Source organism: Microcoleus sp. Pol11C3, from assembly GCF_036701485.1.
In the GTDB taxonomy this organism is placed as follows: Bacteria; Cyanobacteriota; Cyanobacteriia; order Cyanobacteriales; family Microcoleaceae; genus Microcoleus.
Window position 1 is genome coordinate 112,180 of sequence record NZ_JAUBQW010000004.1, and the last position, 22,773, is coordinate 134,952.

The 22,773-nt window shown below is 47.1% G+C and carries 18 protein-coding genes; 14 read left to right on the top strand and 4 right to left on the bottom strand.

Annotated features, from left to right (window positions below; translation table 11 throughout):
* Nucleotides 1-46: 46 nt before the first annotated feature.
* Nucleotides 47-391, bottom strand: coding sequence for an STAS domain-containing protein (locus tag QUA40_RS02545; RefSeq protein ID WP_333121526.1), 345 nt, complete (start codon nucleotides 389-391; stop codon nucleotides 47-49).
* Between the two features lie 383 nt (nucleotides 392-774).
* Between QUA40_RS02545 and QUA40_RS02550 the strand changes: the two genes are divergently transcribed.
* The gene (locus QUA40_RS02550; protein WP_015176637.1) at nucleotides 775-972 is read left to right on the top strand and encodes a hypothetical protein; all 198 of its coding nucleotides are present in this window, start codon (nucleotides 775-777) and stop codon (nucleotides 970-972) included.
* 894 nt (nucleotides 973-1,866) lie between these two features.
* Here QUA40_RS02550 and QUA40_RS02555 read toward each other — a convergent pair.
* Nucleotides 1,867-4,842, bottom strand: a complete 2,976-nt coding sequence (locus tag QUA40_RS02555; protein WP_333121527.1) for a PAS domain S-box protein — start codon at nucleotides 4,840-4,842, stop codon at nucleotides 1,867-1,869.
* A 1,118-nt stretch (nucleotides 4,843-5,960) separates the two neighbouring features.
* On the opposite strand from QUA40_RS02555, the gene QUA40_RS02560 reads away from it, so the two are divergent.
* The 7 genes from QUA40_RS02560 to argH all read left to right on the top strand — a co-directional run bounded on the left by QUA40_RS02560 (nucleotide 5,961) and on the right by argH (nucleotide 14,778).
* Nucleotides 5,961-6,686 carry a DUF502 domain-containing protein gene (locus QUA40_RS02560; protein WP_333121528.1) on the top strand — a complete coding sequence of 242 codons (726 nt, stop codon included), beginning with the start codon at nucleotides 5,961-5,963 and terminating at the stop codon, nucleotides 6,684-6,686.
* 276 nt (nucleotides 6,687-6,962) lie between these two features.
* Nucleotides 6,963-7,595 carry a transcription antitermination factor NusB gene (nusB, locus tag QUA40_RS02565; protein WP_333121530.1) on the top strand — a complete coding sequence of 211 codons (633 nt, stop codon included), beginning with the start codon at nucleotides 6,963-6,965 and terminating at the stop codon, nucleotides 7,593-7,595.
* Nucleotides 7,596-7,789: 194 nt separating this feature from the next.
* Nucleotides 7,790-8,980, top strand: coding sequence for a transposase (locus QUA40_RS02570; RefSeq protein ID WP_333121561.1), 1,191 nt, complete (start codon nucleotides 7,790-7,792; stop codon nucleotides 8,978-8,980).
* A 77-nt stretch (nucleotides 8,981-9,057) separates the two neighbouring features.
* Nucleotides 9,058-10,815, top strand: coding sequence for a signal recognition particle-docking protein FtsY (gene ftsY, locus QUA40_RS02575; RefSeq protein ID WP_333121532.1), 1,758 nt, complete (start codon nucleotides 9,058-9,060; stop codon nucleotides 10,813-10,815).
* A gap of 565 nt (nucleotides 10,816-11,380) precedes the next feature.
* A complete protein-coding gene (locus QUA40_RS02580; RefSeq protein ID WP_333121533.1) occupies nucleotides 11,381-12,868 on the top strand; it encodes a PP2C family protein-serine/threonine phosphatase in 1,488 nt (495 codons plus the stop codon).
* Complete coding sequence (locus QUA40_RS02585) at nucleotides 12,858-13,097, top strand: hypothetical protein (RefSeq protein ID WP_333121534.1); 240 nt, start codon at nucleotides 12,858-12,860, stop codon at nucleotides 13,095-13,097. Before QUA40_RS02580 ends, QUA40_RS02585 begins: the two co-directional genes overlap by 11 nt.
* A gap of 295 nt (nucleotides 13,098-13,392) precedes the next feature.
* Nucleotides 13,393-14,778 carry an argininosuccinate lyase gene (argH, locus tag QUA40_RS02590; RefSeq protein ID WP_333121535.1) on the top strand — a complete coding sequence of 462 codons (1,386 nt, stop codon included), beginning with the start codon at nucleotides 13,393-13,395 and terminating at the stop codon, nucleotides 14,776-14,778.
* 99 nt (nucleotides 14,779-14,877) lie between these two features.
* Here argH and QUA40_RS02595 read toward each other — a convergent pair whose 3' ends face one another.
* A complete protein-coding gene (locus QUA40_RS02595) occupies nucleotides 14,878-15,069 on the bottom strand; it encodes a hypothetical protein (RefSeq protein ID WP_190738786.1) in 192 nt (63 codons plus the stop codon).
* 326 nt (nucleotides 15,070-15,395) lie between these two features.
* Between QUA40_RS02595 and QUA40_RS02600 the strand changes: the two genes are divergently transcribed.
* The 4 genes from QUA40_RS02600 (at nucleotide 15,396) to QUA40_RS02615 (ending at nucleotide 17,508) form a co-directional block, all read left to right on the top strand.
* Complete coding sequence (locus QUA40_RS02600; RefSeq protein ID WP_333121536.1) at nucleotides 15,396-15,539, top strand: hypothetical protein; 144 nt, start codon at nucleotides 15,396-15,398, stop codon at nucleotides 15,537-15,539.
* Nucleotides 15,536-16,000: a thioredoxin-dependent thiol peroxidase gene (gene bcp / locus QUA40_RS02605; protein ID WP_333121537.1), complete on the top strand. Its 465-nt coding sequence runs from the start codon at nucleotides 15,536-15,538 to the stop codon at nucleotides 15,998-16,000. Before QUA40_RS02600 ends, bcp begins: the two co-directional genes overlap by 4 nt.
* An 86-nt stretch (nucleotides 16,001-16,086) precedes the next feature.
* Nucleotides 16,087-16,542: an NUDIX hydrolase gene (locus QUA40_RS02610; RefSeq protein WP_333121538.1), complete on the top strand. Its 456-nt coding sequence runs from the start codon at nucleotides 16,087-16,089 to the stop codon at nucleotides 16,540-16,542.
* 159 nt (nucleotides 16,543-16,701) lie between these two features.
* Nucleotides 16,702-17,508 (top strand): alpha/beta hydrolase, encoded by an 807-nt coding sequence (locus tag QUA40_RS02615; protein ID WP_333121540.1) that lies wholly within the window; start codon nucleotides 16,702-16,704, stop codon nucleotides 17,506-17,508.
* Between the two features lie 68 nt (nucleotides 17,509-17,576).
* Here the strand turns inward: QUA40_RS02615 and QUA40_RS02620 are convergent, their stop codons facing one another.
* Nucleotides 17,577-18,488: a pantothenate kinase gene (locus QUA40_RS02620; protein ID WP_333121542.1), complete on the bottom strand. Its 912-nt coding sequence runs from the start codon at nucleotides 18,486-18,488 to the stop codon at nucleotides 17,577-17,579.
* 315 nt (nucleotides 18,489-18,803) lie between these two features.
* Between QUA40_RS02620 and QUA40_RS02625 the strand changes: the two genes are divergently transcribed.
* Both QUA40_RS02625 and QUA40_RS02630 read left to right on the top strand, forming a co-directional pair.
* The gene (locus tag QUA40_RS02625) at nucleotides 18,804-20,909 is read left to right on the top strand and encodes a GAF domain-containing protein (protein ID WP_333121544.1); all 2,106 of its coding nucleotides are present in this window, start codon (nucleotides 18,804-18,806) and stop codon (nucleotides 20,907-20,909) included.
* Between the two features lie 619 nt (nucleotides 20,910-21,528).
* On the top strand, nucleotides 21,529-22,773 hold a 1,245-nt coding region (locus tag QUA40_RS02630; RefSeq protein ID WP_333121545.1), incomplete at its 3' end, for a Calx-beta domain-containing protein.

The following is a 22,773-nucleotide window of genomic DNA, read 5'->3' on the forward strand; positions in this document are numbered from 1 at the left end:
ACCCATTCGCTCGGAGGGCAAGCTGTCAACTGTCAACTGTCAACTGTCAACTGAAACAGGAGTTTTCGGCATCAAAGCTATCGACATTTTCAAATATTTCAAAAACTCGATCGAGTTGGCTGAGTTCCAGAATCATCCTAATCCCGGGGGATACCGAGCAAAGACTAAACCTGCGCCCCATTTTTTTCGCCTGCTTGAGGCCCGAAACCAATGCCATCAAACCGGCACTGTCAATAAATGTTACTGCGCCCAAATCTACTAGTACCGCTACCACCCCGGGGGCTGCAATTGCTGTCGTTAGTTGTACCTCGAATTCTCCGCAGGTGGCTGCATTCAGGTAGTCTAGGGGTCGAATCACCGTAATTGGTTTATGGGCAAGAAGTGTCTGCATATATCAAACCTATGGTTCCTACGTATTTTCAACTACTGTGCTGGACGGACGTAAGCCTAAACCTACTTGATTACTCTGAGCCTAACTTAATCTGAGGCAAACTGACCCGTTGTTTTCAGTAGTTTTACTGAATCTTTATTTATTGACTCTTTTTTATGAAATTTTGCGTAAGATTTGGGCAGGAAACGTAAGCGACTATACTATTTTTTATTTGGGACTGAAGGTTTAGTCTTGGTAACTCTAAAAATTGCGACCGACTTTGCCTTAGCTGTTAGATGAAACTGAACAATGTAATTTAAATCACTTGTTAGTTCTGATCTAGATCACCTGTTTTCTCGACACTTCAGAGGAAAATTAAACTGTACGGAGTTCTCCGACTTACTATGCAAGCAACTCATGCTATTCGTCAACTTGTAGAAAAAGCCCTCTACATTAAGCAGTTGACGCCTGACATTGAAAACGAAATCAACTATGAGCTCACCCGTTTGGGGTACATCTCGGATATTGATTATGAGGCTTTAGAGTTATTAATGGATGAAATGGATGCCGGCCGGGTGCAATTGGTATCTAGCCGTCGATAGTGGGAACCGGGCGCCCAGTCCATATCCAAGAACCCAAAAATCCTTGCACTGCGGGCAATTAGAGCAGTGTTAGAAGCATTTACGTCGGCCGAATATTTTTCTAATGAAGCATCTGGTTGCTGAACTTGATATTTGAGGAAATAGTGTTAGGGGCGATCGTTCCTGCACCTCTGATCAAAAGCTAAAAACTTTGACTTAAATTAAATTTATAACTTTTGGGGTATGACAAATTAGGTTAATTGTAACTAAGAGTCATGCTTAATGAAGCAGCTAATTGCTGAACTTGATATTTGAGGAGAGACTGTTAAGGGCGATCGTCCCTGCACCTCATACAATTTTAGATTTTAGATTTTAGATTTTAGAAGTCGGACTACTGATGATTATCAGGGTTGGGAACTCGTCTACAGTTGCATTCCTTTTAGAAACTGCGATCCGTATCAAAAACTATACAGTGTTACCCAAATTAAATTTATAACTTTTGGGACTTGACAAATTAGCTCTAAGTCTACTTCATACTAAAAAATTGTTTCGGCCGGATTAGGACTAAGGCCAACTGTCACGAATAAAGCTTAAATTTTAATTATGTAGTTGGGCTTGTACGCTATTTTCTAAGCTAAGGATCGTGAATTAAATAATTTGCATAAGCCTGTGGGATGGGCGTCTCGCCCGTCCCTTATAGACGGGCGAGACGCCCATCCCACAAGAACAATCAGGCATTGCAGGTTATTTAATTCTTATTCCTAAGAGCGCACAAGCGCAACTACATATTTTTGTTTAATCTACCAGTTGGCCTTAGTCCTAAGAATTATTATTATTATTATCCGATCGCTCCAATGCAAGAAAATTGGTTTGTAGTCCAGACCTCCATCCTCAAAGTTTGCAAACACACTCAATCTAAAATCTAACCTCTAAAATCTTTGAGCGCGCCGCTAAACTTGCCACCACCGCCACCAACTCAGCAGGCTGGATCGGCTTGGGCACGTAAATATGAAAACCTTGCTGCAGTGCCCGTATCCGTTCCTCTACCCTACCAACCGCCGTGAAAGCCAACGCCGGAATTTCCCTGTCCACCATCCGCGATCGCACTTGTTGCAACAGAACCTCTCCATCAGGGGCCTGCATCTCGATATCGATCGCCAACACATCCGGATTCAGCCTTTCAATCGCCTCCAGGGCAGCCATTCCAGAGCTAGCAGTCTCCACCTGGGCCCCACAATCTTCGAGCACTGTACAGGCAAAATCCAGGGAATCCGCGTCGAGATCGACTATTAACACCCGCACTCCAGAAAGATTGCTGCTGACAAAAGACTCCTTTACAGGCGATCGCGCCTTGCTTTGAGGGATCGCAAACTCCCCAAGTCCAGCACCAGAAAATCCGCTGTCGCCATGAAGCTGTTGAATGGGCAATCTCACTAAAAACCTCGATCCTTTTCCCTTCCCGGCCGATTCCGCTTTCACCGTTCCCCCGTGCATTTCCACAAAATGGCGCACTAGGGCCAAACCCAAACCCAATCCGTTATACGATCGCCTTGTAGAGCTGTCAGCTTGGCTGAACCGATCAAAAACGTGGGGTAAAAACTCTTCTGAAATCCCTTGTCCCGTGTCGCTGACCTCAATTTCGACACTAGCGGGCGACAATTTTTTACAGCAAGCGGATTCCTCGCGGGCAAAAGTCCTCTCCATCTTTCGCACCTCCACCTTAACCTGTCCGCCATCGGGAGTAAACTTAATCGCATTCGACAGCAAATTCCACGCTACCTGCTGCAAGCGGCCCGAATCGGCAAAAATCCGCCCCGCCGTTGGGTCGAAATCCGTCACCATTTCAATATTTTTGGCCGCAATCGCGGGCGCCAGAGTATCGATCGCAGCCTCAACAGTCGCAATCACATCCACCCACCGCAAATTCAGCGACAGTTTCCCGGTAATAATCTGCGACACGTCCAACAAATCCTCGATCAGAGTTGCCAGCGATCGTGTATTGCGGTCGATCGTTTCCAGAGCCCGAACAGTCGTTTTTTCGTCAAACTTCCGGTTTCGCAGCAGTTGCGCCCATCCCAGCATCGCATTCAGTGGCGTCCGCAATTCGTGGGACAAAGTTCCTAGAAACTCGTCTTTAATCCGGTTCGCCCGCGCCAATTCCTGGGCTCGATCGTGCAGTTCTCTTTCCAACTGCTTGCCCACCGTCAAATCGAGAATAAAAGCCACAGATTCTTGTCGCTTTTGGGCGAGCAAAACATATCCGATCAACACCGGAATCCGGCTGCCGTCTCTCCTCCAGAATTCCTTTTCGTAGGGAGTGCAAACCCCCGTTGCTTGTGCCTGTGCAATCCCCTTCTGGTCGAGAGATCGGTACTCCGGCGGCGTGATGTCAATCCAGTTTAATTCCCCGCGCTGCAACTGTTCCCGCGTGTAACCAACTATCCGCAAAAATTCATCGTTGGCCTCGATGATACCGCCGTTAACATCCCCGAACAAAATCCCCATCAAGTTAGCTTCAACCAACATTCTCAGCTTTTCTTGGCTAGCTTTGAGTGCAGCTTCTGCTTGCTTGTGCTCGCTAACGTCTTCGATGTAAGCCGACAAACCAGAATCGGAAGGATAAAAACGCACCTTTAACCACTTATTCCATAACGGCACGAATTCTTCATACTCGATCTTTACCTTTTGTGTTAATGCTTTGGCAACCATTTTGGAAAACTGTAAATCGACAGCCCAGGGAAATATCTCCCAAAGACTTTTACCCATCAGCTCGGCTTTTGACTTGCCTAAAAGCTCTTGAGCTTTGTGGTTGACATAGGTGTAGTTCCCCTCTAAATCGATCGCGATAAAAGCGTCGGTAATGCTTTCGAGAATGTTAGTAATTTGATCGTTTGCCGATTGCAGCGCTCTAGCTGTTTCTTCTGCTTGCAACCTGGCTGCTTGTTCGCGGGACAAAGCAGCAGCGCGTTCTTGTTCTGCCTGTTTCCGATCGCTAATATCGATGTAAGAACCGATGTAACCTGCAAAAGTGCGATCGGGCCTGTACCGGGGTACGCCTGTACCCAAAACCCAGCGGTATTCCCCGTCATAGCGTCTCAGCCGACATTCGATTCGGTACTCGCTGCCCGCGTCAAAGGCTTTTTGGTAAATATCCCGACATTCTGGCAAGTCATCTGGGTGCAAGTTTTCCATCCAACCCGTGCCCATTTCTTGTGCCAAAGTTCTACCGGTAAACTCCAGCCAAACTTTGTTAAAGTAATCGCCAAGTTGGTCAGTGTCAGACATCCAAATCATCACCGGCGCGGTATCGGCCATAATCCGAAATCGAGCTTCGCTTTCCTGCTGATGTGCTTCAGCTTGCTTACGCTCGTTCCGTTCTTGAACTTCCCGCAGGGCCCGCTCAATCGATGGCACCAAGCGTATCAAACGGCGTTTGAGAACATAATCAGTAGCGCCACTTTTCAAAGTTTCGATCGCCACTTCCTCGCCCAAAGTAGCCGAAACAAAAATAAACGGAACTCCCGGACAAGTAGTGTGGGCGATTTCCAGTGCAGCTATCCCGTTAAAACAAGGCAGCATATAATCTGCCAAAATAATATCAAAAGAGTGTTTTTCCAGCGCCGTGGCAAACTCTTCCCGAGTTTCCACACACAGCAGAGAAAATTCGAGTCCGCCATCCATTAAATATGCCTCAATCAGTTCGGCATCTAGGGGACTGTCTTCTACTAAGAGGATACTGAGCGTTTTCACAAAAATTCCTTTTACTTCTATATTAGTTCTCAAACACACTACATCATCGGTCAGAAACTTTTTAAGTACGGTTCCAAAAACTCTTTCGTTTTGAATACAATAAAAAAATGTAAAAATCAATTGGTTTGATAAGTTGAGCATTCACATCTCAATCTTAACTTCTAATCAAGTCTTTTGCTGCTTGCGGTGAGGTGAATCTCCGGTCTGACTTGATGGGCTAGTGTCGTTGCTTTTCCTTAACTCTCGCCTGCTTCCCATCAATTCGCCGCGCTGTGCCCTTGCTTCTTTGCAGCAGTTTAACCCTCCCCTGCTGAACAAATAGTCTAGGGCTTCCTGCTAGAAACAACTAGCTATTTAGTAATTTATCTCGCTTGCGACTAGCTACTCCTACCTCGTTTGGCAGATTATTTTTTTGTAGGGAGTCCCGAGTTAGTTCTATATTGCTTTGCCGCTCCTCTCCAGCTCCAATTCGCTTTAATTATGCCCTTATTTGCGGCATTTCTATGACTCGGGTCACAAAAAGTCAAAATTGCTCGTCTGTCTGCTTTACTTTTTGCGGGATTTGCCTACCATGCAACAGTTGAAACCGGGCGAACCTTTGGCGGGTCGATCGCCCTCGCTGCTCAAAAAATACTATTTTTTAGTATTAATAAATGCAGTAAAGCTGCATCTATCCAAAGGTAGGTTTTTGCATTGACACAGAACTCAACCAGCATAGATTCCGCTGAGTTCGGTAGAACGAAGGGCCACCCAGCATAAAATCTGAGAAAGCTCGATCGACCAATTAATTTCCTAAACCAATCACAGAAAATTTCCTCTGGAGTCGCTACACTTCCACTCCCAGGAGCCTCTGACCGATCGGCTTATTGATTTATCCCGCGCCAAAGTGTCTTAAAATATACAATACGGTGAGCTGCTGCACAGCCCGCATATATTAAAATCAAACGCCAACTTGCAATAATTCTTTAAAATAGAGATACAGCACCGACGATCCCTAACTCTTCCCCCTCAGAAAGGGTAGGGTTTAGCAGAATTGAAAACGATCGTCTATGGTGACGTAGTTCTAATTAGAGGACTTGCAGCCGTAGGGCATACGGTCAAGATGCTTGCCGAGGGTAAATTCATTGGAATCCCTGCGAATCAAGAATCCCCTCGCCTTTAGGCAGGGGTATGTCAATTCCAGTAAAGCCCGTGCAGTTGCTTTAGTCTCAGGTTTATTTAGGTTATTGGCAACCAGTTACGAGGAGATTTGACCCGCCGTGCTCCAACGCATCAAACAAGACTTAAAAAACGACCTGATCGCAGGTCTACTGGTAGTGATCCCCTTAGCTACCACCATCTGGCTGACAATAACCGTCGCCAGTTGGGTCATCAATTTTCTCACCAAAATTCCCAAGCAGATCAACCCTTTTGACGGACTTCACCCGATTTTGGTGAATCTGCTAAATCTGTTAGTAGGGCTGGCTGTACCCCTGCTGAGCATTTTAGTCATCGGTTTAATGGCCCGCAACATTTTCGGCAAGTGGCTGCTAGACTTTGGCGAACGGCTGTTGCAGGCAATTCCCCTAGCCGGTTCGGTTTACAAAACCCTCAAACAATTGCTGGGAACCATCCTCAACTCAAACGACAAATTTCGCCGCGTGGTGTTAGTGGAATATCCCCGCCGGGGAATCTGGACTTTAGCATTTGTGACCGGTACGATCGAGACTAACGATATGCCGCCTCACCTGTCGGGCGAAACCCCGATCGGCATTTTCATCCCCACCACTCCCAATCCCACCACTGGATGGTACGCTATAGTGCCGGAGGCAGATGTAGTCAATTTGTCAATGTCGATCGAAGATGCCTTTAAAGTCATCATCTCTGGCGGCATCGTCAACCCCAGCAACTCAATTGCAGTAACCCCCGAAAATATTAAGGGCAAAACACTCGAACCCTTGGTATCCGAATCAAGATACCAGGCCGTCCCAGTCGAAGAAGAGTGAACCAAGACATCTTTAGTGGCCCGTAAGGCCGTGTAAACTTTCCCCATAGCAGATGATATTTGGACAAAACCAGCCCACCCAAACCGAGAAAGCCTACAGTCAGAAACCTGGTTTCGAGCATAAATCTTGGGTTTGACAGGGAAGTATCTGTAAACTACCCGCCGCTGGCTAGTCAGACGGCTGGTATTGTACCGCTTTTAGTCGAGTTTTCTGCTAAAGTTCAAGTCCGTGCGCGATCGAAAAACTTCCTAAATTCTAAATTCCTATCTAAAAACTATGAAAAAAGCCCGCGAAACAGCACGCGAACTCGCACTCCTCGGCATCAGCCAACTGCCGACGAATCCAGAACTCTTAGAAGCCAAGAAACTGCAAGATGTTGTCATCGCCGCCATCCGCGCCCTGACAACAGAAGTTCAAGAAGCCCTAGAAACAGCAGCATCCGAAGTGCAGCGGAGTAGCGACAAACTGCTTGCTAGCGAAATCCGCGCCGCCGATATGCAAAGTGCTAGAGCAATGGTGCGGGAAGCAGTGGAACTCACCCAAACCGCGATTAACCGTCTCGGTTCAGCAATGGAGTTTCCAGAACTGATCCAGCTAGCCAACCAGCAAGATGTCCGCACCTATGCTTTGCAAATCCTGACGAAAGTCAGCGCTAACCGTGTTCAAATTGACGAATTGCTCTCGGAAGCGCTGGTAGACTGGCAAATAGAACGGTTGGCCCGGATCGATCGAGATATCATGAGAATTGCGATCGCCGAAATCCTATATCTCGGCTTACCCGAACAAGTCAGCGTCAACGAAGCCGTCCAACTCGCAAAACGCTACAGCGGGGACGAAGGACATCGCTTCATCAACGGAGTCCTCCGGCGAGTAGTCGATAAAATCAACGCAGAAGTTGTTAGTCCCTAGTCCTTAGTCAGTAGTCATTGGTCATTAGTGATTGGCAATCCGCAATCGGCTCTACACTAGGGACTGAGGACTAATGACCAAAAAAATGGGATACAAGCCTCCCCCTTCTAGGGGGACTTTCGGCTCGGAATCTCTCAGCGAGGTTTTTGAATAAACAGCACTGCATTTATTCAGGTTGGCTCTACAATGGCTGTATGTTAAATCTAACCTACGAGTACAAGCTCATTCCTACCGATACGCAACGCCAGACTTTCGACCAGTGGCTCAATATTGGTCGAAAGGTCTACAACTTTGCATTGCGAGAACGAAAAGATTGGGTTAATTCTCGTAAGTGTGATATCAACTCGTGCAGCATTAAGCAGGAATACATGATCCCTGCTGATGCACCGCGTCCAACCTTTGCGGGCCAATGCAAATCATTGGCATTTGCAAAAAAGTTAATTCCTGAGTTGAAACTGCCTCACACCCATGTCTTGCAGCAGGCGTTGCGCCAATTAGAGGCAGCGTTTGTGGCGATGTGGGAACGAGGACACGGTTTTCCTAGATTCAAAAAACGGATGCGCTCATTTGTGTTCCCTCAATTGAATCTAGAATCAGTTAAACGGTTTGATGGTGCCGATTGGGTCAACCTACCCAAGATTGGCCCCGTAAAAATGCACCTCTCACGTCCAATCCCTCAAGGGTTTGAGGTCAAGCAAATTCGCGTTGTTAAGAGGGCTTCTGGCTACTATGCCATGCTCACTTTGCAATGTGATGTCGCAGTGCCTCAAGCCTCACCTTCAGGACATGGATTAGGGATTGATTTAGGGTTAAAATATTTTTTGGCAACTTCGGATGGGGAATTGATTGATAGACCTCGATTCTTTGTGGATGGACAACGCAAGTTGAAATTGCTGCAACGTCAACTGAAACGCAAGAAAAAAGGTTCTAGGAAGTTTCGTCAAATTCAACACCAAATAGCTAAACACCACGAATACATCTCGAACAGTCGCAAAGACTTTCATTTTAAGACCGCACATCATTTATGTAACGCAGCCCAAACAGTATTTGCTGAGGACTTGAACCTCAAAGCAATGTCAGCCGGAATGATCGGCAAGCACACCCTTGATGCAGGGTTTGGTCAGTTCCTGAATATCTTGGGTCATGTTTGCTTTAAGCGAGGTGCATACTTCGCGTCTGTAAACCCAAACCGAACAAGTCAAACCTGCCCCTTATGTCAAACTCATACAGGCAAAAAAGAACTATCCGAACGAGTACATAGATGTCAAACCTGTGGCTATGAAACGAATCGAGATGTGGCAGCCGCGCAAGTGGTGTTGCAGCGTGGATATACAGCGGTTGGGCAAATCGCAGTGAATTTTGGGGAGGGGAAGCTACATGAGTAGTCCCAATGAACCAAGAATCCTCGTGCCTTCAGGCCGAGGAGTTGTCAATAATAACTATTCTCTATTCCCAATAAACTATGGTATTTAATTGGTTTCGTCGCCAGTACAGCGAAAGCGGATCTTCTGAAAAAGAAACTCCCCCCGAAAAGCCCCAAGATGAACAGGCAAAATCCGCACCGGTTGAGCCTCAAACAGATGCAACAGACGAAAGCTCTCCCGCCGTAGACGAAGATTATCTCAATTGGGCTAAAGCGGCTTACAAAAATATTCAAAAACAGCAAAAACCCGAAATAGAAGTTTCCGAGACAGCAGCGCCCGAGGTTCCCGCACCCTCCACAGAAATCGCGACAGTTGCAGAAGTTGCAGAACCGACGACTATTGAAGCAACGGAGGCTGACGAACTCGAACCAGCACCCACAGCACCAACTGTTGCAGAAGTTCCAGAAGTTGCAGCACCAGTGGCACTTGAAGCTACCGATGCGATCGAACTCGATGCAGCAGAGCCTGCAGAAATTGCAGAAACTCTGCAACCAACAGCCGGGGCGATCGACATTGCACCTATTGCTCAAAAATTAGAAGTTACAGCAGAAAATATAGAAATTGCCGAACCTGCCACAGAGGTTGTAGAAACCGAATCACTCGCATCTGACGCCGAAGCAGCCGAAGCCCTGCCGTTTTGGGCCAGAGCTCAGGCCGATCGCATGGAGCGCATCGAACGTCTCAAAGAAACCGCCCTTGAAGAACCCGACGTAATTGCAGCCGCCGCCGAGAGAGCGGCAATTATCGAAGAAATTCCCGGTTTTGCCTTTGACGAAGGCTTCCTGTGGTCCTCAGAAATCTTAGCCAGTCAAGGCCGCCGCCCAGACCAAGTATCCGTTGAAGAAATCACTTGGCTGCAAAAACTGCGGAAAGGCTTAGAAAGAACTCGTCGCAGCTTAATTAATCGACTAAAGGCGATCGTTGGTCAAGGCCCGCTCAATCAAGACGCAGTAGCCGAAATTGAGACTTTGCTACTGCAAGCCGATGTCGGAGTCGCAGCCACCGACATCATTATCAGTCGCCTCCAAGAAAGACTCAAACAAGAAGTGCTGCCCCCAGAACAGGCTCTAGCCTACCTGAAAACCATCCTGCGAGACATTCTCGACGCTCCCTGTGCCGAAACCGCCGCCGGCAATCCCGCCTACAGCCTGACATTTGCCCCGGAAAAAGACACTTTTAACATCTGGTTAATCGTAGGAGTCAACGGTGCGGGCAAAACTACGACGATCGGCAAACTAGCCCACATTGCTCAAAAATCCGGCTACAAAACCCTAATTGCCGCCGCCGACACTTTCCGCGCCGCCGCCGTCGAACAGGTGAAAGTTTGGGGTTCCCGCAGTGGTGTCGAAATTATTGCCAACCCAGGGAAAAATACCGATCCTGCTGCTGTCGTTTTCGATGCGATCGCCGCCGCCAGCGCCCGAGGCACAGAACTGCTGATCGTAGACACCGCAGGCCGCCTGCAAAACAAAAAAAATCTGATGGACGAATTAAGTAAAATCCGTCGCATTGTAGATAAGAAAGCCCCAGGCGCTACCGTAGAATCTCTACTGGTCTTGGATGCAACACTGGGTCAAAATGGTTTGCGACAGGCAGAAGTGTTCGCAGAATCTGCAAAATTAAGCGGAGTAGTATTGACAAAACTCGACGGTTCTGCTAAAGGTGGTGTTGCCCTAGCAGTAGTGCAGCAGCTTGGTCTGCCCATCCGCTTTATTGGAGTCGGGGAAAGCATCGAAGACTTGCGCCCGTTTTCTAGTTACGAATTTGTGGAAGCCCTACTCGATTTTAGATTTTAGATTTTAGATTTTAGATTGATCAGGTATCTGTGGTCGTCCCGATTTTTGGAGGCGGATACAGAGGTTCAAAATCTCAAATCCTTAACCTCAAACTACCATCGCAGGACTTGCGCCGATCGCCACGGGCGGCGAGTGAAAACTAAATACCTAGAAACAATACCTTCCCCTGTTCTTGCTGGTTTGGGTTCAAAGCGCCAGTAGTGTGTCAAATTAAGCTCAAATTTAGTATCAGTCTGCTGTCTGATTGCACAGTCTTTCCGATCCCCCTAGCCCTCCCCTTAAGAAGGGCGACAGCAAATCGTTAAAGTCCCCCTTTTTAAGGGAAGCCGCTGCGGTCTTGGGGCCCCCCAAGTAAAGCAAGCGGCGTGGATTTAGGGGACTCTAGACTCAGCTATAAACGAGATTGCTTAAGAATTTCAGACTTAAGTTGATACCCATGTCCTAGTACCGAACCTACTTGCTCAAACTAAACTACTTGTTCTAAAAAAAACGGCTTTCTGTTCAAGTTGCCCCTAAGTCCTCAATAATTCCTCCTCGGTCTAAAATCGAAAATCACAAATTTAAAATGACTGCTGTGCCTTTGCCTCGCCCCTCACCTCAACCTGCTGACCGCCCTTCGGGTCGCACTTCCACCGACGCGACGCCAGTATTTGCCCTCAAAGAACTGGTGGCGCGTTTGCACCGATATCAGCACAACGTTCAAGATATGTTGGGTTCGCTGGGATTTGCGCTGCGAAGCTTTAACAATCTCAACCAATTTTTGGAGTTGGTGCCGTTGGTGGCGACTCGCGTTACCGACGCCGACGGAGGAGCTTTAGTGCTGTTCAAACCCAACGGTCAAGTCAGGTTCCAGCAGTTGCACTGTCAGGAAGGACGGCAGTGCCAAGATATGCGAAAAGCGCTGGAAATAGCCACCAGGCAAGCTACAGCAGGTGCGGGCGCTACTGCTGCATCGTTTTCGGAAACCTCTGGGCAAACTTCTAGTCTAGACCTGCAAGTCGGTCGTTATTTGGGCCCGGATGTTCATTTGTTTGGGGCGCCAATTTTAGTCAACAATTTGGAACGCGGGCGGCTTTATGTTTTTAGCAGTGATCCGCAATATCTCTGGACTCCCAGCAGACAGAAATTAGTTCGGTTGGTGGCGGATCAAACCGCCGTGGCTATTTGCAAAGACGAACTTACTGTTAAGTTGGCGGAAAAAGACCGCTTAGACAGAGAGTTAGAAATCGGGGCGGAAATTCAATTGCGACTGCAACCCCGTAGTTGTCCGAAAATTCCCGGTGTTGACGTGGCTGCCCGCTGCCAAACTGCTAGCAGAGTCGGCGGAGATTATTATGATTTTATTCCCGCTGACTATGACCCGATCGGCAAGGAGAATGAGGGGGAACACCCCCCATCCCTAATTAAAAATCTCAAGTCCAAAATCGACAAGGGCCGCTGGAGTATTGTGATCGGCGACGTGATGGGCAAAGGAGTACCGGCGGGCCTGTTGATGACGATGACACGGGGTATGCTGCGGGCGGAGGTTTTGAACCGCCACTCGCCGTCGAGAATTTTGCAACATTTAAACCGGGTTATGCACGCGGATTTGGAAAATTCCCACCGTTTTGTGACTCTGTTTTATTCGGAGTATGACCCGAAAACTCGCGTTTTGTCTTACAGCAATGCAGCTCACCATCCGCCTTTGCTGTGGCAAGCTGCAACTAATTCGATTCTTCAGCTCGATACTTTGGAGGGAATGTTAATTGGCCTGGATGCGGATTCGCATTACCAAGAAGCAAGCGTGCAATTGCAGCCAGGAGATACTATTATTTATTACACAGACGGATTTACCGATGCTTCCAATCAAAGGGGAGATCGGTTTGATGAGGATAACTTGACCTCGGCTTTTCAATGGGCCTGTCAAAATTACCAGCAGTCTGAAGAGATTTTGGATTATTTGTTCGATCGCGTACACCAGTTTATCGGCATCGGCAATCGTAACGAAGATGACATGACACTGGTTGTACTTAGGGTAACACCTTTAGCAGGAGAAAATCACCATGATAGTTAATTTAATGCCGGAAATTACTGCTGGATTAACCAGTTCGATTAATTGGAACGATGTCGCTCCCGTGTTAGTTTTGAAATCTCATTTTAGTTCGACGGTGGTTTTGGCTCAAAGCTACGACATTTTTACTAATTTCCAGAAAGCTTGGAACAATTTTGTTTCGACGGGTCAAATAGGAGCTTTTTTTATAGGTATTTTTGTTGGCTGGTTCTTGAAAGGGATTTTTCGTTAGATTTATTGTCGGAGAAGCTATCGGGAAGCGATGTAAGATTTAAAAAGTTTGTAGCCAAAACTTCACTTCTTTCTGCTGCCGCAAAAGTTTCCCAATTTTGTAGTCCATAATTCATTTTTTACGGGTCAAAAGATGTATAAAAAGTTTGTAGTCAGGACTTTAGTTTTTTCTTGCCGAATTGGGAATGGAGGACTAAAGTCCTGACTACAAACCGGAGGAAAGACTAAAGTCTTTGCTACAAACCGGTTTTTATAGACTTCTGCAAGAGAGATACAATCTAGTTTTAGCTTGAGCAATGACAACACAACAAAAAACTTGGAGTCAAAGATTTGAATCGGCGCTGCACCCGGCGATCGCCCGATTCAATGCTAGTATTGGCTTCGATATTGAATTGATTGAGTACGACTTGACTGGTTCTGTCGCTCACGCTAAAATGCTGGCAAAAACGGGGATTATTTCCGCAGCAGAAGGCGAACAGTTAGTCAATGGTTTGGAACAGATCCGCCGCGAATACCGCCAAGGACTTTTTGTTCCTGGTGTTGATGCAGAAGACGTTCACTTCGCTGTAGAGAAGCGGCTGACGGATATTGTGGGGGATGCGGGGAAAAAATTGCACACAGCCCGATCGCGCAACGATCAAGCCGGCACTGATACTCGCTTGTATTTGCGGGATCGCATTGCTGAAATTCGTGAGCAATTGCGGGAATTTCAGGGGGTTTTGCTCGATATTGCCGATCGTAACGTGGAAACTTTAATCCCGGGTTACACTCATTTGCAGCGCGCTCAGCCGATCAGTTTGGCTCATTACCTGTTAGCTTATTTTGAAATGACCGATCGCGATTGGGAACGCCTCGGCGATATCTCCAAGCGGGTGAATATTTCGCCTTTGGGTTGTGGCGCGCTGGCGGGGACTACTTTCCCAATTGACCGACATTATACGGCAGAACTCTTGCAATTTGACAAGGTTTATGCTAACAGCTTAGATGGAGTGAGCGATCGAGATTTTGCGATCGAATTTCTCGCTGCAGCCAGCTTGATTATGGTACACCTGAGCCGCTTGTCAGAAGAAATGATTTTGTGGTCTTCTCACGAATTTGGATTTATTACGCTCAAAGATAGTTGCGCTACTGGTTCTAGCATCATGCCCCAGAAAAAAAATCCCGACGTGCCGGAGTTGGTGCGGGGCAAAGCGGGGCGGGTGTTCGGTAACTTGCAAGCTTTGTTGGTAGTAGTGAAGGGACTTCCTTTGGCCTACAACAAAGATTTACAAGAAGATAAAGAGGCTTTGTTTGATACCGTAAGAACGGTACAGGGTTGCTTGGAAGCAATGACCATTTTGTTGCGCGAAGGAATCGAGTTTAATGGCGATCGCCTCGCCGCGGCAGTTACGGAAGACTTTTCTAACGCTACAGACGTAGCCGACTACTTGGCCGCCAAAGGCGTTCCCTTCCGGGAAGCTTACAACCTTGTCGGCAAAGTCGTCAAAACTTGCCTTTCGGGGGGCAAACTCCTCAAAGATTTGACACTTGAGGAGTGGAAAGACTTGCACCCAGCCTTTGAGACAGATATTTACAGCGCGATCGCACCTCAGCAAGTGGTGGCGGCTCGCAATAGTTACGGAGGTACCGGGTTTGAACAAGTGAGAAAATCACTTATCGCTGCGCGCGATCGGATCGCCTAAACATCGTTGAATTATTGGAGAAATTCCGGCTGGCTATCTCTACGAAAGAACGATCGTGTTTTCCACTCTGGTTCTAAGTTCGGCAGATAGCCTCAGCAATTAATCTTCAGCAGCAGCCATGTCTTTGTCTCTGCCGCCGCCGCTCATGGCGCCCATGCCACCGCCGTTGCCGCCGTCAAATCGTCTTCTCTTGTTGGAGAACATATCTTGATTTCTCCGCTTGCGAAACTTGCGAGCGTATGCTTGATTTCGTTGTGCCTTCTCTTTCTTGAGATTGCGGCGCTTAGCCATTCTGACCTCACTAATAAACATTGACTGTCCCCGGGCTTTCACGCCCAGGGATTCTTAAGTTTGACACTCTGTGCACTCTTGGTGACGGAGATTCTTGGTTCAGCGAAGCCACTTACTGGCGACAGGATTGCTCCCGCCCAAGTATAGGTGTCTTCTCCCCAAGCGTAAATTCCGGTATGCCATACCGTACTTGATCAGTTCTCTTTATGTAGTTAGGTTTTCTTCAAATTTAGCTTTCCTAAACCGCAACACCGTTAGGTGTGACTACGCACTCAACTAATCCAGTTAAGTTTTTACGTTGGCTAGTTATACTCAATTTTAGACCGATGATGATCATAGCACACCCGGTACAAGACCCAGAAAAAAGAACACCGGGCTTTAAGTCGCTGGGAATCATAGCCCGATCGGGACGCAATGTTTTCGCTCTTGCCGAAAATTTCTATAAACTCTTGACAAAATACGACCAATGACGATTTATCCCGGTGACGTAGCTCCTCTCTTCAGCCTGCCCGACGCGCAAGGCAATGTCGTCAGCCTTGCAGATTTTCGAGGGCGGCGAGTTGTACTTTACTTTTATCCTCGGGACAATACCCCAGGCTGTACTAAAGAAGCTTGCGGCTTTCGCGATATTCACTCAGACTACGAGTCGCGCAATATTTCAGTCCTCGGCGTCAGTACAGACGGGGCCGGGACCCACGCCAAGTTTGCAGCTAAATATCAACTGCCTTTTCCCTTGCTGTGCGACTTAAACGCCGAAGTTGCTACCGCCTACGGGTGTTACGGACCAAAAAAATTTATGGGAAAAGAATTTATGGGAATTAGTCGATCGACCTTCGCGATCGACCCTGATGGTAGGATTGAAAAGGTTTATCGGAAAGTCAAACCAGAAACTCACGCGGCGGATATCTTGGCAGACTTGCCAGACCTCTAGCGTGAATCAAAAATTAAAAATTAAGACTCCGGAGCTGCAAGCTAGGAGGCCTGAAGTTACTATCTCCTAAACAAGCTTTTGAGTTTATGCGTCGATTGTGGCAAATTGTACAAACTGTGCTGGGACTGATTTTTCGACATCCCGTCACTGGTACTGCGGTGATTCCCGTATTGCCTGACGGGCGAATTGTGTTAATTCGCCGCCGCGACAACGGTCGCTGGGGACTTCCAGGAGGTATGGTGGATTGGGGAGAGGATATTCCGACGACAGTCCGCCGGGAATTAGCGGAGGAAACAGGACTCAATTTAGTCAAAATCCGTCGCTTGGTGGGTGTTTATTCGGCTGCCGATAGAGACCCTCGCCTGCACTCGATTTGTATCGTGGTGGCCGCAGAGGTAGAGGGAAAAATGCAAGTTCAGGATACGCTTGAAATCAGTGAGGTTGAGGCTTTTTTGCCCGCATCGCTGCCGGAGGGCCAGCTCAGCCACGATAATGACCAGCACTTACAGGACTATTTTCAAGGCCTGACAACTTTGGCGTAAACCGGCGGATCTCTAAATTGGTGCAGCCAAGTCTGGAATTACCTCGCAGTCAAAAGTTCCTTGGTCTGAGGTGGAATGAATTTTTAATGTTTTCCTACTTTTATTCACAATCGCTGAACATTAAATTAATCATCTTTTTATTGTTAAATATTTAACCGGATGTACTCACCGCTACGCAATTCTCGGGTCAAACTCTCTGTAGGCCAAATCTTCTGGCACGAAGTCGGTCAAGGCCCTAATTTAGTATTTTTGCACGGTTCTTGGCATGACAGCAGTCAGTGGCTCAGGACGATCGAACATTTGAGCCCCTACTACCACTGCTTCGCACCGGATTTGCTGGGGTTTGGCGACTCGGAACGCCCGAATCTTCATTATTCGATCGACCTGGAAGTAGAATGTCTCGCCCAATACCTCGATACTTTGAAGCTGCGAGAGGTTTATTTAATCGCTCACTCTATGGGTGGCTGGGTAGCTGCCAGCTACGCGCTCAAATATCCCGATCGAGTTCAGGGTTTGGTGTTGTTGGCCCCAGAAGGCGTCAAGGTTGGCAATCGGCGGGGGCGGTGGCAGACGGCTAGCTGGCTGATCGGCAAACCACCGCTGGCTTTGTGGTGGCTACGATCGATCTATCCAATTGCTAAGTTGCTGGGCAGCCAAAACAAGATTGACGGACTGCTAAAGTTCAGACAGCAGTTGATGCAGTCCCGAGTTGCCGTGCAGTTGCTGTTCCGGCGACGGCGGGCTGAAATTACAGCGGAATTAGTTGATGACAATTTGCCTTTGCTGAAAGCGCCTGTTTTGCTGTTGCACGGTTCTGAAGATACCCCCGCAGCTTCGTCTCTGTGTCAATCCTATGCTGCTCTGGCTCCTAATGCCGAACTGCAATTGGTCAGTCCGGGGGAAAGCAATTTGCCGCAGGAAGTCCCGGATATTGTTGCTAAATATATTCGGGAATTTGCTAAGTGAATTGGTCATTGGTCATTGGTCATTGGTCATTGATAAAATGACAACAGTTAACAGTCAACAGTCAACAGTTAACAGTCAACACTTAACAAGCTAATTCCCAAAAAAATAGCCTCTGGTGCTTCAATTAAGCCTGCGGCTGTATCAGGAAAGGCTGCGGTGAGGTATTTTAAAAGCATAGTGCGATCGCCCCCCGTGACCGCAATTTTGCTATCAGGAAACAAACACCGCCAATCTTCAATAAAATCCCTAACTCCTGCCACCGTCGCATACACAACTCCGCTTTGAATTGCCCCAGCAGTGTCTGTCGCCCAGCGGTCTGGCAGATTTTGTGGTAAGCTGATTAAAGGTAATGCAGCGGTTTTTTTACCGAGCGAGGATAACTGCAAACCCAAACCCGGTAAGATGGCGCCACCAACTAAATACCTATTGACATCAGCCCCAGTAAATGTTAAAGCTGTACCAGCATCTATAAGTAAAACTGGCCAACCAAATTGGTTGCCAGCACCCAGTACAGCCAAAGCTCTGTCAATTCCCAGGGTAGCATAGAGTCCCCCGATCGGCAACTGGTCTAAAGTAATAATTCGGACATCAGGATAATTCTGCCAAATTGCTGTTTGCTGGGTAACTACTGAGGCCAAAATTAAAGGCAGTGGCACTAAAGAAAGTGTGTGAGGATTAGAAAAAGCGGTAGTAGCAGGAAGACAAAGAAGATTTTGAGCAGATATTTCCTCGATCAACCTCATTACTGTTTGCACCAAATATTCCGCCTTTTCCTGCTCGGACAGCCGGGAAACAGTATCAGCATTGAGATGCTGTGTATCCCATGTTTTCTCCAGAGTTTTCCCCGCAAATAATCCCCAGTGCAGCCGAGAATTGCCGATCGCCAAAGCTATTTTAATCTGGTCTTTACCTATTAATCCAGATATACGGTTGTCGAGCCTTGCTGGCGAAGGAAAATGGTTGGGAATTGAGTTTTCCATATTTATCGAGCGCGCGCAAACATTGAACTAAAGATAGATTTTAGATTAATTTTCTTGGGTTAAGCGGGCAGCTAACTCTATTTGACATCTGACCAAGTTCAATGCCGCGCGCCAATTAGTATTGTGGGCGTCAGAGCGCATACTTACTAAATATAAATATTTGTAAAGCAAATAATTGCTTTGCTCAGGCGGCATCATTTATAATGTCTTAAGATATTCCAAAAGTCGTGGTAACTGCGATGGGGCTGTTGGCGGGGTAAGCATAGGTTTAAAAAACCAGACTCAATCAAAATACTGTACAAGTGCTGAGTAAATATGTCTTTAAAAATACAAGAACAAGAAAACCCCTGGCAAAGAATAACTTCGCGGTTGCCTGAACCTGAAAAGTGGAGGCAGGAAGAAAGCCTTTCGCTGCCGGAAGTAGACGAACAAAAAGCCCTAATCTTGCAGATGCAGCAGCAAGTTCAGTTATCAAACTTGCTGAACCAAATTAATAACGAAATTCGCAGTACACTTGACATAGAAGAAATTTTGACATCGGCCTGCAGATTGCTGGGGCAAGCGCTACAGTCCAGCCGCGTGAGCATTTTAGTCAAAGAATCAAATACAGAAAAAACTTTAGTCACGCGCGGAGAGTATAACGCGGGCGACTATCCGATCCAACTGGGAATGAAAGTACCGATGACTGACAACCCGCATTTGGCTGCTGTCGTGTCTCAGCAAGAGTCGCTAGCAGTGACGAAGTTTCTCGATTTTCCGGGATTGAACCCACAAACCCAACAAATTGCCGAAGCTTTGGAAATTAAGTCAATGCTGGCAGTAGCTACTCGCTATCAAGGTGAAGTGAATGGCATAATTGGCTTGCATCAGTGCGATCGCGAACGGGAATGGACTGATTGGGAACGGCAGCTTTTAGAAGGTGTAGGATCGCAATTGGCGATCGCGATCAATCAAGCCAAACTCTATAGCAAAACCAGGCGGCAAGCCGAACGAGAATCGCTGCTACGGCTGATCGGCAACCAAATTCGCAGTACCCTGGATCTGGAAACTATCCTACAAACAGCGGTGAGGGAAGTCCGCCAAATGTTGCAGTGCGATCGAGTAATTATCTATCAGTTTCAAGACAATTGGCAAGGAAAAGTTGTTGTTGAAGATATGGTTATTCCTTGGCCTTCAATTCTAGGAGATATGGGGGCTGATAAGTGTTTCCGGGGAGATTACGCCGATCTTTACCAGCAAGGGCGAGTCAAAGCAATTAATGATATTTTTAATGCGGGTTTAGAGCCTTGTCATGTCGATTTCTTAGACCGTTTGCAGGTAAAAGCTAATCTGATAGTACCAATTGTTACATCAAGAACTGAAGAAAACACCCCCGACACAGCCGGAAATTATAATCCTAAGTTTCCCGGTAGGCTGTGGGGTTTACTGATTGCTCACGAGTGCCGGGATACCCGCAATTGGCAGCGACAAGAAATGGAGTTGCTATCCCAGATAGCCAACCAAATGGCGATCGCCATTCAGCAAGCAGAACTTTACAGCCAAGTGCAAGATGCTGCGGTAAAATCTCAAGCTCAAACCCAGCAATTGCAGGCTGCGTTAGAAGAATTGCGATCGGCCCAGCAGCAATTGATTCAAAGCGAAAAAATGTCAGGTTTGGGGCAAATGGTAGCCGGAATTGCTCATGAAATTAACAACGCCAACAATTTCATCCATGCTAACTTGTTTCACGCTCAAGAATATTTTAAAGCCTTGAACGAAGCTCTAGAACAGGCAGGAAATGTCTGCCCGGAAGCAGCGGAGGCAATTGTCAGAATCAATGAAGAACTAGAACTAGATTACATTCGAGAAGACTTTGGTAAACTGCTCAATTCAATGCGGGAAGGAAGCGGGAGGATTCGCTCGATCGTGATGACGCTGCGAAATTTTTCTCGTTTAGACCACGCTGAATTAAAACCAGTAGATTTGAATGAAGGTTTAGAAAGCAGTTTCTTGATGCTGCAAAATAAGCTAAAAACTCATATCAAAATAAACAAGCAATACGGCAGTTTGCCGCCTGTCCAATGTCATGCCAGTCAAATTAACCAAGTATTTTATAATTTGATTGACAATGCTTTAGATGCGCTTCAGTCAACGAGCAAACCGGGGGAATTAACCATCCGCAGTTGGCAAAGCGAGCCGGACTGGGTAACAATCTCTGTCCGCGACACGGGAACTGGCATTCCTGCAGAAATTCAAGACAAGATTTTTGACCCATTTTTTACTACTAAACCTGTGGGTAAAGGCACTGGTTTAGGACTTTCAGTGTGCTATCAGGTAATTGTTCAAGCTCACGGCGGCAAGCTGAGTTGCGTCAGTCAGGTTGGCGAAGGAACTGAGTTTATTGTAGAGTTGCCGCTGACAAATCAGAGGGTAAGTGCATAATTCCTGCTTTAGTCAGATTCACCGTGTTTTGTCACTCTGGCAGTAGTATAGAACCCATTTGATCTCTTGAGGGCGATCGTCAATCACATTACGGATCGGCAATAAATTTGTTTTTTTGCCATCGCATTTTTAATGGAATCAGATTTAAATTACGTCCGAACCTCAATTTTCCGAAATTCCCAACAGGGTTATGCTGAGACATATAAAATTCTAAGTATTTTTACTCATAATTGTCTCTTCGGATTCACTTGTGCCCGCTGAATCAGTGAAAGCTGCCTCTTGGGGATCGAAATCTGGAATTTAAGCTCTCCTTTACAGACGTGGAAAACCCGCTTTTTATAGGGCTGAAAAAAAGATCGCAATTTTTCCGGATAAAACTTATTGATGATGAAAGTTAGACATATCTATGTAAATAGGTGTAAGTAGGTGTAATTATTTACACTCAGCATTTGATCTGGGGCAATAATACCTTCAGATGCTTATTGGGCAAGCATTTTTACTGGATTTACCTGCAGGTAGGTGGAAATTTTTCTTGCAGTGACCGATCGCTACAAGAAAGCCGAACCTCGGGTTTTCAGTCACTTCTAATCCTTAATTACTCATCATCAAAGGAGAAACTATGGCGACTTCATTCACTGGTTCTTTGGGTACAACCACTAATTACAGCAGCATCAGTGACCTAATTACACAATGGCCTACTGCCGCCCAGAATCAAGGCATCCAACTGTCTGGGATAGCTTTTGATGGCGTGGAAACGAATTACACTAACCCTACTGCCATCAGCAACCTCACCTTAGCAACGAACGAAAACCCTAAAAGCTGGTTGAGCTACGGCGGTCCCGGTGGTATTGGTGTCGCATCTGATTATCCTGGTTGGTTCACCGACGCCAATAAACTTCGGGCGGAAATCAACTATGACCCCAACACCAATAAATCTCAGGTGCTGAAGGTGAAATGGGCAGATAACAAAGACATTACTAGCGCCACGATCGACCTCAGTGGATTACTTCCCAAATCAACTTTATTGACTGAACCGGGCGATCCAGGCAATGAAGTTGGTTTGCTGCAAATCTTCAATAACGGGGTTTTGGTACCAGCTACCAATTTTACGATTACTCGCCTCAACGCTCCGATTACTCCCAAACCGCTCTCTGTGTCTTCAAATGGAGTGACTTTTATTGCCGATCGTACCGATGGCAATTTCCAATTCAAGGTAGAATCAAATTCCACTAGCGTCGCTTTTGACGAACTGCGGTTCTCCGCTAAAGCCTACGATAGCCCCAACGATGCCTCCTTCAAAAGCGATAGTTCCGACTACCTACTGCGGAGTATTCAATATCAAGGCATTGATGTGACGCCGACGCCTACTCCGACACCGACACCGACACCGACGCCCACTCCGACGCCGACACCTACGTCTCCAAGTATCTTCCAGTTCGCCCAACCAAATTACACGGTGGCTGAAGGCGGGGTGGCGACGATTAACGTTACTCGCACCGGTGGCACGGCGGCTGGATCAATTAACTACCAGACTCTTGACGGTTCGGCAAGTTCAGCAGGCACTGCTGCAGATTACACTTCGGCGACGGGGGTGTTGAATTTTGCTGCGGGGCAAACAACCGCTAGTTTCACCGTGACGTCTTTGACTGATTCGATTGTGGAATCGCCGGAATCGGTGAATTTGGTGCTCTTCGGTGGCAATGTCGGCAGTAGTCCGTCAATTTTGACGATTAATGATGTGGCGCCAACTGGGACGACGCCAACTCCGACGCCAACTCCGGCGACAACTCCAAGTATCTTCCAGTTCGCCCAACCAAATTACACGGTGGCTGAAGGCGGGGTGGCGACGATTAACGTTACTCGC

Coding starts and splice junctions, on each gene's coding strand:
- QUA40_RS02545 (WP_333121526.1), bottom strand. CDS start 391: ATGCAGACACTTCTTGCCCATAAACCAATTACGGTGATTCGACCCCTA.
- QUA40_RS02550 (WP_015176637.1), top strand. CDS start 775: ATGCAAGCAACTCATGCTATTCGTCAACTTGTAGAAAAAGCCCTCTAC.
- QUA40_RS02555 (WP_333121527.1), bottom strand. CDS start 4,842: ATGCTCAACTTATCAAACCAATTGATTTTTACATTTTTTTATTGTATT.
- nusB (WP_333121530.1), top strand. CDS start 6,963: ATGAAAAAAGCCCGCGAAACAGCACGCGAACTCGCACTCCTCGGCATC.
- QUA40_RS02570 (WP_333121561.1), top strand. CDS start 7,790: ATGTTAAATCTAACCTACGAGTACAAGCTCATTCCTACCGATACGCAA.
- ftsY (WP_333121532.1), top strand. CDS start 9,058: ATGGTATTTAATTGGTTTCGTCGCCAGTACAGCGAAAGCGGATCTTCT.
- QUA40_RS02580 (WP_333121533.1), top strand. CDS start 11,381: ATGACTGCTGTGCCTTTGCCTCGCCCCTCACCTCAACCTGCTGACCGC.
- QUA40_RS02585 (WP_333121534.1), top strand. CDS start 12,858: ATGATAGTTAATTTAATGCCGGAAATTACTGCTGGATTAACCAGTTCG.
- argH (WP_333121535.1), top strand. CDS start 13,393: ATGACAACACAACAAAAAACTTGGAGTCAAAGATTTGAATCGGCGCTG.
- QUA40_RS02595 (WP_190738786.1), bottom strand. CDS start 15,069: ATGGCTAAGCGCCGCAATCTCAAGAAAGAGAAGGCACAACGAAATCAA.
- QUA40_RS02600 (WP_333121536.1), top strand. CDS start 15,396: ATGATGATCATAGCACACCCGGTACAAGACCCAGAAAAAAGAACACCG.
- bcp (WP_333121537.1), top strand. CDS start 15,536: ATGACGATTTATCCCGGTGACGTAGCTCCTCTCTTCAGCCTGCCCGAC.
- QUA40_RS02610 (WP_333121538.1), top strand. CDS start 16,087: ATGCGTCGATTGTGGCAAATTGTACAAACTGTGCTGGGACTGATTTTT.
- QUA40_RS02615 (WP_333121540.1), top strand. CDS start 16,702: ATGTACTCACCGCTACGCAATTCTCGGGTCAAACTCTCTGTAGGCCAA.
- QUA40_RS02620 (WP_333121542.1), bottom strand. CDS start 18,488: ATGGAAAACTCAATTCCCAACCATTTTCCTTCGCCAGCAAGGCTCGAC.
- QUA40_RS02625 (WP_333121544.1), top strand. CDS start 18,804: ATGTCTTTAAAAATACAAGAACAAGAAAACCCCTGGCAAAGAATAACT.